The sequence below is a fragment of the Curtobacterium sp. 458 genome, from assembly GCF_030406605.1.
Classification (GTDB): Bacteria; Actinomycetota; Actinomycetes; order Actinomycetales; family Microbacteriaceae; genus Curtobacterium.
Genome location: NZ_CP129104.1, coordinates 2,479,592 through 2,491,982 on the forward strand (window position 1 = coordinate 2,479,592; position 12,391 = coordinate 2,491,982).

Consider the following 12,391-nt stretch of genomic DNA (forward strand, 5'->3'; position numbering starts at 1 on the left):
GCGTGCGTGATCCGGGCCTCCGGTCTGTTAGCATTTGTCCAGCAGCGCGCTGAGCGCGCTGACTTCGCGTGTCCACACGCACCCCACGGCCACCGGTCCCGCTCTCGCGAGCGGGCGGCCGTCCGGGGTGGGGCACCAGGGGCCACGACCACCGGTCGTGACCGACACAACCGCAACCGTGCACGCGGCTCGAACAGCCGCGCGCCGAGAACAAGGAGGGACGGCATGGCCGTCGTCACCATCCGCCAGCTGCTCGACAGCGGCGTCCACTTCGGACACCAGACCCGTCGGTGGAACCCGAAGGTGAAGCGATTCATCCTCGCCGAGCGCTCGGGCATCCACATCATCGACCTGCAGCAGTCGCTGGCCTTCATCGACCGTGCGTACGACTTCGTCAAGGAGACGGTCGCGCACGGCGGCACGATCCTCTTCGTGGGCACCAAGAAGCAGGCGCAGGGCTCCATCGCCGAGCAGGCGACCCGCGTCGGCCAGCCGTACGTCAACCAGCGTTGGCTCGGCGGTCTGCTCACGAACTTCCAGACGGTCTCCAAGCGCCTCGCGCGCATGAAGGAGCTCGAGGAGATCGATTTCGACGACACGACGAAGGGCTTCACCAAGAAGGAGCTCCTCATCAAGAAGCGCGAGCTGGACAAGCTCCACAAGACCCTCGGTGGTATCCGCAACCTCACGCGGACCCCGAGCGCGCTCTGGATCGTCGACACCAAGAAGGAGCACCTCGCGGTCGACGAGGCGCAGAAGCTCGGTATCCCGATCATCGGCATTCTCGACACCAACTGCGACCCGGACGAGATCACCTACCCGATCCCGGGCAACGACGACGCGATCCGCTCCGTCGGTCTCCTGACGCGCATCGTCGCCGACGCCGCTGCCGAGGGCCTCAAGACCCGCCACAACGGCGGCGACGAGGAAGAGGCCGAGCCGCTGGCCGAGTGGGAGCAGGAGCTCCTCGGTGGCGAGCAGGCCGCGCCGGCCGCTGCCGAGGCCCCGGTCGCCGAGACCCCGGTCGAGGAGAACGACGCCGACGCGCAGGTCGCCGAGAAGGAGATCGGCGAGCCGATCGCCGAGGCCTCCAAGAACGCGGACGCCACCTCCGCCGAGTGACCTCCTGGGGCGTCGGACCGTGTCGGTCCGGCGCCCCGCTCCACGTCCCACACACGCAAGTCCAGAAAGGACTCCAGTCAATGGCAAACTTCACCGCTGCTGACGTGAAGAAGCTCCGTGACGACCTCGGCGCCGGCATGATGGACGCCAAGAACGCGCTCGTCGAGGCCGACGGCGACTACGACAAGGCCGTCGAGCTCCTCCGCATCAAGGGTGCCAAGGCCGTCGCCAAGCGTGACGACCGCGCCACCTCCGAGGGCATCGTCGTGGCCTCGGCCGAGAACGGTGCCGCGACCGTCGTCGAGCTCGCCAGCGAGACCGACTTCGTCGCGAAGAACGAGCGCTTCGTCGCGCTCGGTGACAAGGTCCTCGCGGCCGTCGCCGCCGCCGGTGCGACCGACGTCGCGTCCGCGAACGCCGCCGAGGCCGACGGCAAGACCGTCCTCGACGTCGTGAACGAGGCCGCTGCGCAGCTCGGCGAGAAGATCGAGATCCGCACGGTCCGCCGTGTCGAGGGCTCGGCCTTCGAGATCTACCTGCACAAGACCTCGCAGGACCTCCCGCCGCAGATCGCCGTCGTCGTCGCCTACGAGGGTGACGACGCCGCCGAGGCCCGTTCGATCGCGCAGCACATCGCCTTCGCGAACCCGACGTACCTCACGCGCGACGAGATCCCGGCCGAGGACATCGAGAAGGAGCGCGCGACCGTCGAGGCGATCACGCGCGAGGAGGGCAAGCCGGAGGCCGCCCTCCCGAAGATCGTCGAGGGTCGCCTGAACGCGTACCGCAAGCAGGTCGCGCTCCTCGAGCAGGACTACGCGAAGGACAACAAGATCTCCGTCGCGAAGGCCGCCGAGAACGCCGGCATCACGATCCAGGGCTTCGCCCGCGTCAAGGTCGGCGCGTAACGAACCCGTGACGGGGCTCGGAACCAGCATCTGGTTCCGGGCCCCGTTTTTCGCGCGCCGTCGGGTGCGCGAGTAGATTCCCACGAGACATTCGACGAAGGGTCCGACCACATGACGAACGAGAAGACCGGGCGACGCCGCGTCCTGCTGAAGCTGTCGGGGGAGGCGTTCGGTGCCGGGTCCCTCGGGGTGAACCCGGACGTCATCAGCACGATCGCCAAGGAGATCGCCTCGGCGGCGCAGGAGGTCGAGGTCGCGATCGTCGTCGGCGGCGGGAACTTCTTCCGCGGCGCCGAGCTGTCCCAGCGCGGCATGGACCGCGGCCGCGCGGACTACATGGGCATGCTCGGCACGGTGATGAACGCCCTCGCGCTGCAGGACTTCCTCGAGCAGGCCGGGGCCGCCACGCGCGTGCAGTCCGCGATCAGCATGACTCAGGTCGCCGAGCCGTACATCCCGCGACGCGCCGAGCGGCACCTCGAGAAGGGCCGGATCGTCATCTTCGGCGCCGGTGCGGGCCTGCCCTACTTCTCCACCGACACCGTCGCGGCGCAGCGAGCGCTGGAGATCGACGCGCACGAGGTCCTCGTCGCCAAGAACGGCGTCGACGGCGTCTACACAGCGGACCCGAAGAAGGACGCCTCCGCCGAGAAGCTGCACCACGTGACCTACCAGGACGCACTCCTCAAGGGACTCAAGGTCGTGGACGCCACGGCGTTCTCGCTCTGCATGGACAACGGCATGCCGATGCACGTGTTCGGCATGGAGGGCGAGGGCAACGTCGCTGCGGCGATCCGTGGTGAGCGGATCGGCACGGTCGTCAGCAACTGACCCCGACCGCTGACTAGACTCGACGCAGTACCGAAGGAGAACCACCGTGATCAGTGATGTCCTGACCGAAGCCACCGAGAAGATGGCGAAGGCCGTCGACGTCGCCAAGGACGACTTCGCGACCGTCCGTACCGGACGCATCAACGCCGCGCTCTTCCAGAAGATCCCGGTCGACTACTACGGCACGCCGACGCCGCTCGCGCAGCTCGCCGGCCTGCAGACCCCGGAGGCGCGCACGCTTGTCGTGACGCCCTACGACAAGTCCGCGCTCAAGGAGATCGAACGCGCCATCGCGACGTTCCCGAACCTCGGCGCCAGCCCGTCGAACGACGGCGACGTCGTCCGCGTGACGATCCCCGAGCTCACGCAGGACCGCCGCAAGGAGTTCGTCAAGCTCGTCCGCGGCAAGGGTGAGGACCACAAGGTCGTCGTGCGCAACATCCGCCGCAAGGCCAAGGACGACCTCGACGCGCTCAAGGGCGAGATCTCGGACGACGAGATCGCCCGCGGCGACAAGGAGCTCGACGTCATCACGAAGAAGCACGTCGACCAGATCGACGACGCGCTGAAGAAGAAGGAAGCCGAACTCCTCGAGGTCTGATGCGTCGTCACGACCAGGGCGGTGACCGCCCCACGACCCAGGAACCCGCCAAACGGGGTCTCCGCCAAGACTTCGACGCTCGGGCCCGCGCAGCGCGGTCCGACTTCGAGGCCTCCATCCAGCGGCGTCGAGCGGACTTCGACGCCCGCAACGAAGCACTGACGGCCCGGACCGGGCGCAACCTGCCGGCAGCGATCGGCATCGCGCTCGCGTTCGCGGTCGTCATGCTCGCGGCGCTCCTGATCTGGAAGCCCGCCTTCATGGTGGTCGCGGCGTTCCTCCTCGGCGTCGGCGTGTACGAACTCGCGAGCGCCATGCGCTTCGCGGGCCGCGACGTCCCGCGGATCCCGAGCGTCGCCGTCGCGATCGCGATCGTCCCGGCAGCCTTCATCGGCGGCCAGGTCCCGGCGCTGTTCACGCTGCTCGGCGGCATCGTGCTCATCAGCGCGTGGCGGCTGGTGGAGGTGGCGTTCGCGCGCACGAAGCCCCCGGCGGGCAACGTCGCGCGCGACCTCACGAACGGGTTGTTCGTGCAGGCGTACATCTCCCTGCTCGGAGCGTGCGTCGTCCTGCTCTCCCGCGAGGACCGGGGGCAGTTGTGGGTGATCGCGTTCATCCTCGTCGTCGTCGCGGTGGACACCGGGGCCTACGCCACGGGGCTCAACCTCGGCAAGCACCCGATGGCGCCGCGGATCAGCCCGAAGAAGACGTGGGAGGGCTTCGCGGGCTCGGTGGCGGCGAGCATCATCGTCGGCATCGTCGTGAGCATCCTGCTGCTCGGGCTGCCCTGGTGGACGGGCGTCGTCCTCGGGGTGCTCATCTCCGGGTCGGCGACCCTCGGCGACCTCACCGAGTCGATGATCAAGCGCGACCTCGGGATCAAGGACATCTCCTCGTTCCTGCCCGGGCACGGGGGACTGCTCGACCGGATCGACAGCATCCTGCCGTCGGCCGCCGTGGCGTACGTGCTGTTCCTCATCGTCAACCACTGAGGTCCGTCGTGCCCGTTCCCTGAGGGGTGTGCCCGCGCGTCCAGGTCGCACCAGGGAACGGTGCTGGCAGAATGTCGCCGTGGCCACCACCTTCCCGAACGCAGCACGCAAGACCCTCGGGTACGACGTCGACGAGGTCGAGCGCTTCCTCGAGGACGCCCGTCGTGCCTACACGGCGAACGACACCGAGCCGGGGCTCGAGGCGGCGAAGATCCGCGCGACCGCCTTCTCGATGCGCAAGGGCGGCTACTCGACCGCGCACGTCGACGCCGCGCTCGAGCGGCTCGAGGACGCCTTCGCCGCACGCGAGCGCGAGCGCGAGATCGCCGACGGTGGCAAGAAGGCCTGGTACGCCGAGGCGCGCACGAAGGCCTCCGACGTCGTCGCCCGGCTGGAGCGTCCGGACGGGCAGCGGTTCTCGCGCGTCAGCTTCCTCGGCACCGGGTACCACCCGAAGGACGTCGATGCCTTCGCCGCACGGCTCGCCGGGTACTTCCGTGACGGCAAGCCCCTCAGCCTCACCGAGGTGCGGTCGGTCGTGTTCCGGCCGAAGCACGGCGGCTACCGGGAAGCCCAGGTCGACGCGGTCCTCGACGCCGTGGTCGAGGTCATGCTCGCCGTCCGCTGACGACGCGCGCGCCGGAAGTGCTTCGCTTTCCGTGATGCTTCCGTTATCCTGGTCGGACTCATGGGCAGGCACACGGCAGACTCCAGCTCCGACCGCGATCCTCGCGAGCACCTCGACCGCACGGTCTCGGGTGAACGCCGCGCGGCACTGAACCGAACCCGCACCACGGGCACCTCGGTCCTCTCCGCGGACCCGTCCACCCGGGCGACCGCTCCCCAGACGATCCCCGAGGTCACGGGTCCGGTGCTCGTCGCACCGAAGTCGGTCGCGGCCAACCGGGTGTCCGACGCGGCGGTCGCGCACGCGGTGCCGAGCACCCCGGCCGACCCCCGCATCGTCAAGCAGCGTCGCGCCCGCGTGACGACCGCGGCGATCCGGTCGAAGCCGGTGCACGAGCAGCCGATGCGCGGCGTCAACTCGTTCATGCGCAAGCGTGCGACGATCCCCGCGCTCTCGTTCTTCGCCGTCTTCGGGTTCGTGGGCGGTTCGCTCTTCAACCCGATGCAGCCCGACGTTGCACAGGCGGCCGTGCAGACCGCCGTGCTCGCGAAGGCTCCGGCCGCGGCGCCGCAGCAGTACTCGCCGCACGGCACGTACGCCGCGTTCGACGCCGACCGCGACGGGTACGACGTGAGCGTCCCGAAGCCGAAGGTCACCAAGGCACCCACGGACGACTCCACCGCCGACGCGGACAGCACGGACGACAGCTCGACGACGCAGGTCTCCGCCACGAACACGCTCGCCGCACCGGCCGCGACGCCCGACCCGGGCAGCGCGCAGGCCATCGCCCAGCAGATGGTGACGGCCCGTGGATGGGGCTCGGACCAGTACAGCTGCCTCGTGTCGCTGTGGAACAAGGAGTCCGGCTGGCGGGTCAACGCCTACAACCCGAGCGGTGCCTACGGCATCCCGCAGGCGCTCCCCGGCAGCAAGATGGCGACCGCGGGCGCCGACTGGCAGACGAACCCGGCGACCCAGATCACGTGGGGCCTGAACTACATCGCCGGCGTCTACGGCACCCCCTGCGGCGCCTGGGGGCACAGCGTCGCCAACAACTGGTACTGATCGGCTGCCGGGGTGCCGCGGAGCAACCGGCCGCGGCGACCTCGCGGTCGCGGGCCCGAAGCCGAGGAAGAGGCCGGCCTCGACCGCCTCATGAGCGGGTGGAAGCGGACCGAGTTCCGTCGCGGCCGTGAGTACACGGTCCAGCCCGTCTCGGCAGCGTCTGCGCAGAAGGAGTACGTCTGCCCGGGCTGCGGCGGCACGGTGCTGCCCGGCACCGCACACGTCGTCGTCTGGCGTGCCGACGGGGTGCTCGGCGACGAAGCCGACCTCGCGTCCCGCCGTCACTGGCACAACCACTGCTGGAGCATCGCATGACCGAGCAGACCCGGCACGAGCAGAACCGGCCCGAGCCCGTCGAGATCCGGTCGGGCACTGAGCTGCCCGCACGGCGGACCGACATCGAGCTCGTCACGGACGACCACCTGACCCTCGTCGGCGAGCTCGCCGAACCCCTGGAGCGTCCCGCCCGCGGCACGATCGTGACCCTGCACCCGCTGCCCACCGCGCAGGGGTTCATGGACTCGCACGTCCTGAAGAAGGCCGCCGCTCGGTTGCCCGCGCTCGCCGACATCGCGGTGCAGCGCTTCAACTTCCGCTCGGTGTCCTCGCCGCGCGGCACCTCCGAGGGTGTCTTCGGGGACGGCGTGTCCGAGGGCTTCGACCTCCGCGCCGCCGTCTCCGACGTCGTGGAACGTGGTCTGCCGACGCCCTGGCTCGTCGGGTGGTCGTTCGGCACCGAGGTGATCCTCAAGCACGCCCTCGAGCACGTGCGCGCGGGTCGCATCGCAGGCGTGGTGCTGCTGTCGCCGCCGCTCCACCGGACGACCGACGAGGAGCTCGCCGCGTGGACCGACGCCGGCGTCCCGGTCGTCGCCCTCGTCCCGGAGCACGACGACTTCCTCCAGCCCGACGCTGCCCGCGCGCGGTTCGCCGTCGCGCCGGACATCCGGGTCGAGCCGGTCGAGGGCGCGAAGCACCTCTGGGTGGGGGAGCGGTACGTCCGCATCGTGCTCGACCGCATCGCCGACCTCGTCGTCCCCGGCAGCGCGCCGCTCCCGACCCGCTGGCCGGTCTGACGACCGTCGGCGGTCCTCGCCGGGCGCCCCCGGGTCAGGGACGGGACGTCGTGACGGACGGGAGGCCCGTGGCGGCGTCGCCACGTGCCTCCCGTCCGTCCGGTGGTGTCAGCGCGCGGCCGCGTCCTCGGTCGCGTCGGCATCTGCCGTGCCCTGGTCCGAAACCCCGTCCTGGGTGCCCAGGAGGCCCGTCGCGTGCGTCAGCACGCCGCGCAGGTTCTCGAGGTAGCCGGCGACGGCGTCGCGCTCGGTGCGGATCGCGGCGAGTCGGTCCTCGGCGTCCGCGACGATGCCGGCGGTGCGGCTCTCGGCGTCCTCGACCATGCGGTGGACCCGCTCCTGCGCGTCCGCGACGATCGTGCGCGCGTGCTCCTGCGCCTCGGCCGTGCTCGTCCGCTCGAGGTCGTCGGCCTCCTGCTGGAGCCGCTCGGCACGCTCCCGGGCCTCGCTCGCGCGACGGGTGGCCTCGGCGAGCTGCAGGTTCGCCTCGTCGAGGTACTTCTGCGTCTCGGTGACCGTCTCGTGGTGCTTCTGGAGGTACTCCTGCTCGGCGTCGTCCCGGCGGGCCGCCAGCTCGGACTCGAGTGCGGTCCGGGCGTCGTCGCGCATCCGGGCGATGTCTGCCGCGGCCTCGTCACGCTCACGGGCGAGCGCGGCACGGGCGGTGTCGATCTCCTGTCGGAGTGCGGTGCGCTCGGCCTCCAGGGCTCCGATGTCCGCGGCACGGCGGTCGGCGATCTCCGTGTCGAGCTCGCCGTGCTCGCGGTCGCGGCGGGCGGCGAGCTCGGCCTCGTGGTCACCGACCGCGCGCTCGAGTGTGGCGTCGGCCTCAGCGCGCTCGCGCTCGATGCGCGTCCGGTGCTCCTCGAGCTCACGGGCGGTGCGGTCCGCGGTCTCCTGCACGAGGCGCTCGTTCTCGGTGCGGGTCTGCTCCTCGTCGACACGGAGCTGCGCGCGGGCCGCTTCGACCTCCTGGGCGAGGGCGGTGCGGGCTGAGGCGAGTTCCCGGTCCCACTCGGCACGTGCGGCGGCGAGCTCCTCGGCGGTCTCGCGGCGGCGGTCGGCGAGCTCGGCGTCCAGTTCGGCGCGACGTCGGTCGACCTCGGCGGCGAGGTCGGCGCGTCCGGTCTCGAGCTCGAGCGCGTGGGCCCGCTGCTGCTCGTCCCGCTCGTGGTGCCAGGTTGCCCTGCCCTCGGTGACCTCGCGGTCGAGTGCGGCACGACGCTCGGTCTCGGTCCGGTCGAGGTCCTCGACGCGGCGGGCGTGGTCCGCCTCGAACTCGGCGCGGCGGTGCTCGGTCTCGCGGTCGAGGTCGGCGGCGGCGGCGCGGGCGTCGGCGGACTCACGGTGCGCGGTCTCACGGAGCTCGGCGACCTCGTGCTCGACCCGGGCGCGCAGGGCGTTCGTCTCGCGGATGGCGACCGAGCGGACCTCTGCGGCCTCGGTGACCGCGGCTCCGCGGACGGCGGCGCCCTCGTTCCGGGCGTCCTGCAGGAGCAGCCCGGCCTCGGCGCGGGCGCGCTCGACGGTGTCGGCCGCTTCGGCGCGGGCACGGGCGAGTTCGTCGGTGGCGCGGGTGCGGGCGTCCTCGAGGGTGTCGCGGGCTTCGTCCTGGGCCTCGCGCACCAGGCGGTCGGCCTCGGCCCGGCTCGAGGCGCGCAGCCGCTGGGCGTCGATGTCGGCCTGGCTGATGAGGCGGGTCGACTGCTCCTCGGCGACGCGGAGGGTGGACTCGAGGCGGGTACCGAGTCCGCTGTACGTGGGTGTGCCCGCCTCGTCGAGCTCGCCCTGGAGGTCGGAGACGCGGGACTGGAGGAGACGGATCTCCTTGGCGGCGTCCGCGCGGTCCTTGTTCGACTTGATGAGCTCACGCCGGAGGTCGCCGAGCGCGCGGTCCACCTCGTCGCGGCGGTACCCCCGCAGTTCCGAACCGAACTCTGCCTCGTCGTTCGCCACGTGTCGCTCCTGGTGCTCGCCGGCGGACCCGTGCGGCCCGCGGGTCGATCGTAGCGTGGCCGTGACCTGGAGTTCCCTGGCCCGGGAGCGCCTGACCTGGGAGACCACTGACCTGGGAGTCTGGGGCGGGGAGGACCGCGCAGGATGCACTCCACAGGGATGCTCGGTATCGTGGACCGCTGATCCGGCGCCGATTCCCCACCCCGGCGCGGTAGGGAGAGAGTTCCGTGCGGTTCGTCCTGGCGATCGTCAGTTTCGTGGTCGGCCTGCTGCTGGTCGGCCTCGCGGTCGGTCAGCGCACCGTCTTCGCGCCCCCGTCCTCGCTCGTCGCCGCCTCCACGGCGAAGACCTCCGCCCCGGTGACCGTCATCCCCGGCACGACCCTCAACGCGAACCCGGGCTACCAGGAGATCAACGTCAAGGGCTCCGGCGACGTGTTCGCCGCCTACGGCAAGACCTCCGACGTGCTCGCGTGGGTCGGTGACGCCGCGCACACGACGCTGCGCTTCGACGCCGAGGACGGCACCCTGCAGGGCCGCACGACCGGCTCCGGCACGAGCGTGCCGGACCCCGCGGGCAGCGACCTCTGGTACCAGGAGTACGACGGCGCGGGGCAGTTCACCGTGCGGCTCCCCGAGGACGTCTCGGTCGTCATCGTCGGCGACGGCAAGGACGCCGCTCCGAGCGACGTCTCCGTCACCTGGCCCCGGGACACCGCGACGCCGTCGGTCGGGCCGCTGCTCGTCGCCGGCGGGGTGTTCCTGCTCGGCGGGATCGCGCTCCTGGTCTGGGCGATCGTGCACCAGCGCCGCGGCCGTGGTCCGCGTCGTCGCAGCGGGGGGACGCGTCCGCCGCGCGTGCGTGCCTCGCGCCGTGCCGCCGCCGCCGGCGCGCAGGTGCCGAGCCGCGGCCGTCGTGGTCGTCGGGCGTTCGTCGCCGGCCCGGTCGTGCTCGTCGGCGCGCTGACCCTCGCCGGCTGCTCCGCCGAGTACTGGCCCCAGGGTGGCGACACGACGCCCACCCCGACGCCCACCGCCTCCGGAACGGCCGACCAGTCCGAGCCGGTCGCGGCGACGAAGCAGCAGATCAAGCGGATCGTCGAGCGCGTGGCGACGACCGCACGGAAGGCCGACACCGCCCGCGACGCGAAGCTCGCGGCCGAGCGCTTCACCGGCGCCGCGCTGGAGCTCCGCGAGGCCAACTACACGATCCGCGCGAAGGACTCCGACGTCGACGCCCCGCCGAAGATCTCCGCGGACGAGGTGTGCGTGGCGCTCCCGCAGCAGACCGACACCTGGCCGCGCACCATCTTCGCGATCACCGCAGCGGACTGCTCGGCGAAGACGGCGGCGCCCCAGGCCCTCACCCTGACCCAGGAGACCGCGCGTGACCCGTACAAGGTCGCGTACGACGTCTCGCTCGAGGCCGACGCGCAGATCCCCACCCTCGCGCCGACCTCGGTGGGTGCCGCGCTGCTCGCACCGACCACGAAGCTCCTGACGATCGAGCCGGACCAGGTCGCGACCGCCTACGCCGACGTCCTCGCGAAGGACACGAAGAGCGAGTACGCCGACCTGTTCGACGTCGACGGTGACGCCCTCCGGTCCACGATCGGCAAGGCGTACAAGGACAAGAAGGCCAAGGCGCTGCCGGACACCGCGAAGATCGACTACTCGTCGGAGATCCCCGACGACAGCGCGGTCGCGTTCGCCACCGACAAGGCCGGCGCACTGGTCTCCGCTGACCTCGACGAGGTCGAGAAGGTCACGCCGACGGCGTCCGGCGCAGAGGTGAACACCGAGGGGGCCGTGAAGGCGCTCTCCGGTGTCGACTCCAGCAAGAAGGGGATCAGCGCCACCTACGGCGTGCAGGTCCTGTTCTACGTGCCGCCCGTCGGCTCCGATGAGAAGGCGGTCCTGCTCGGCTTCACGCAGGGCCTGACCGCCGCGAGTGAGGTGCAATGAGCAACGTCCCCCCGACCCCGTCCGGACTCCGCGGCGCGGTCGATCTGTCGTCCCTCGTCGACCGGGCGCAGCGTCCGGCGACGGCCCCGGGAGCGCCCGCCCCGGCCGGGCCCGGTGCGCCCGGCAGCGATGCGACGGGCAGTGTCGCTGCTGCCGGCAGCGGTGCCGAAGGCAGCGCAGACCTGACCGTCCCGTCCCTCGTCCTCGACGTCACCGACCAGACGTTCCAGGACGTCCTGCAGCTCTCGACCGTCGTCCCGGTCATCGTCGACATCTGGGCCGAGTGGTGCGGGCCGTGCAAGCAGCTCTCGCCGATCCTCGAGCAGCTCACCGCCGAGTACGACGGCCGGGTGCTGCTCGCCAAGGTGGACGCGGACACGAACCCGCAGCTCGTGCAGGCGTTCCAGGCGCAGTCGATCCCGACCGTCGCGGCCCTCATCGGCGGCCGCCCCCTCGGGCTCTTCGTCGGCGCGCTCCCGGAGGCCCAGGTGCGCGACGTCTACGAGCAAGTCCTCGCCGCCGCCGAGCAGAACGGCGTCTCCGGTCGGGTCACCGTCGACGGCGCCGTGCCGGCGGACGCCGCCGAGCAGGGCGAGCCCGAGCCGGAGCCGCTGCCGCCGCACCACCAGGCCGCGTACGACGCGATCGAGCAGGGCGACTACGCGACGGCGATCCAGGAGTACAAGACCGCGATCGCGCAGGACCCGAACGACCAGATGGCGGTCGCCGGGCTGGCGCAGGTCTCGCTCCTCGACCGGCTGAACGGCCGGACCGCCGACGAGGTCCGGAGCGCAGCGGCCGCGGCACCGACCGACGTCGAGGCGCAGCTCGCCGTCGCCGACCTCGACATCAGCGGCGGGCACGTCGACGACGCGTTCGGACGGCTCCTCGACCTCGTGCCGACCGTGTTCGGCGCCGACCGCGAGGCCGTGCGCGTCCGACTCGTGGAGTACTTCGAGCTCATCGGGACCGACGACCCGCGGGTCGTCGCCGCCCGCAGGCGCCTCGCCAGCGCGCTGTACTGACGCGCGGTCGAGCACGCCGGGCGCGTCCGCGCGCGGACGCGCTGTCACACCGTGGAAGCGACATCGAACCAGGCTCTCGCGCTGGTTCGATGTCGCTTCTGTGGTTCGCGACCTGTGGACCGGCGGATTCGCGTGACCACCCGCGACACGCGACCACGGACGGACGGGAGGCCCGGTGCCAGCTGGCACCGGGCCTCCCGTCCGTCTCGCGGTCGCGTCTCGG

12 protein-coding genes are annotated in these 12,391 nt (G+C 71.6%); 11 read left to right on the forward strand and 1 reads right to left on the reverse strand.

The features are described from left to right. Positions 1-225 precede the first annotated feature (225 nt). The 9 genes from rpsB (at position 226) to QPJ90_RS12230 (ending at position 7,223) form a co-directional block, all read left to right on the forward strand. The gene (rpsB, locus tag QPJ90_RS12190; RefSeq protein ID WP_290131472.1) at positions 226-1,122 is read left to right on the forward strand and encodes a 30S ribosomal protein S2; all 897 of its coding nucleotides are present in this window, start codon (positions 226-228) and stop codon (positions 1,120-1,122) included. Positions 1,123-1,202: 80 nt separating this feature from the next. Continuing rightward, a complete protein-coding gene (gene tsf / locus QPJ90_RS12195) occupies positions 1,203-2,030 on the forward strand; it encodes a translation elongation factor Ts (protein ID WP_290131473.1) in 828 nt (275 codons plus the stop codon). Positions 2,031-2,141: 111 nt separating this feature from the next. Continuing rightward, complete coding sequence (gene pyrH, locus QPJ90_RS12200) at positions 2,142-2,861, forward strand: UMP kinase (protein WP_290131474.1); 720 nt, start codon at positions 2,142-2,144, stop codon at positions 2,859-2,861. A 46-nt stretch (positions 2,862-2,907) separates the two neighbouring features. Next, positions 2,908-3,462 (forward strand): ribosome recycling factor, encoded by a 555-nt coding sequence (frr, locus tag QPJ90_RS12205; RefSeq protein ID WP_290131475.1) that lies wholly within the window; start codon positions 2,908-2,910, stop codon positions 3,460-3,462. Further along, on the forward strand, positions 3,462-4,454 hold the full coding sequence (locus tag QPJ90_RS12210; protein WP_290131476.1) for a phosphatidate cytidylyltransferase: 993 nt from the start codon (positions 3,462-3,464) through the stop codon (positions 4,452-4,454). The genes frr and QPJ90_RS12210 overlap by 1 nt, the downstream gene beginning before the upstream one ends. Before the next feature lie 79 nt (positions 4,455-4,533). Continuing rightward, on the forward strand, positions 4,534-5,082 hold the full coding sequence (locus tag QPJ90_RS12215) for a DivIVA domain-containing protein (protein WP_290131477.1): 549 nt from the start codon (positions 4,534-4,536) through the stop codon (positions 5,080-5,082). A 60-nt stretch (positions 5,083-5,142) separates the two neighbouring features. After that, complete coding sequence (locus QPJ90_RS12220; protein ID WP_290131478.1) at positions 5,143-6,147, forward strand: transglycosylase SLT domain-containing protein; 1,005 nt, start codon at positions 5,143-5,145, stop codon at positions 6,145-6,147. A 12-nt stretch (positions 6,148-6,159) separates the two neighbouring features. Continuing rightward, the gene (locus QPJ90_RS12225) at positions 6,160-6,462 is read left to right on the forward strand and encodes a hypothetical protein (protein ID WP_290131479.1); all 303 of its coding nucleotides are present in this window, start codon (positions 6,160-6,162) and stop codon (positions 6,460-6,462) included. Further along, the gene (locus tag QPJ90_RS12230; RefSeq protein ID WP_290131480.1) at positions 6,459-7,223 is read left to right on the forward strand and encodes an alpha/beta hydrolase; all 765 of its coding nucleotides are present in this window, start codon (positions 6,459-6,461) and stop codon (positions 7,221-7,223) included. The genes QPJ90_RS12225 and QPJ90_RS12230 overlap by 4 nt, the downstream gene beginning before the upstream one ends. A gap of 108 nt (positions 7,224-7,331) precedes the next feature. Here QPJ90_RS12230 and QPJ90_RS12235 read toward each other — a convergent pair whose 3' ends face one another. Then, positions 7,332-9,179: a DivIVA domain-containing protein gene (locus tag QPJ90_RS12235; protein WP_290131481.1), complete on the reverse strand. Its 1,848-nt coding sequence runs from the start codon at positions 9,177-9,179 to the stop codon at positions 7,332-7,334. A 227-nt stretch (positions 9,180-9,406) separates the two neighbouring features. On the opposite strand from QPJ90_RS12235, the gene QPJ90_RS12240 reads away from it, so the two are divergent. Both QPJ90_RS12240 and QPJ90_RS12245 read left to right on the forward strand, forming a co-directional pair. Next, positions 9,407-11,143, forward strand: a complete 1,737-nt coding sequence (locus QPJ90_RS12240; protein WP_290131482.1) for a hypothetical protein — start codon at positions 9,407-9,409, stop codon at positions 11,141-11,143. Continuing rightward, on the forward strand, positions 11,140-12,168 hold the full coding sequence (locus QPJ90_RS12245) for a tetratricopeptide repeat protein (protein ID WP_290131483.1): 1,029 nt from the start codon (positions 11,140-11,142) through the stop codon (positions 12,166-12,168). Before QPJ90_RS12240 ends, QPJ90_RS12245 begins: the two co-directional genes overlap by 4 nt. Positions 12,169-12,391: the final 223 nt, after the last annotated feature.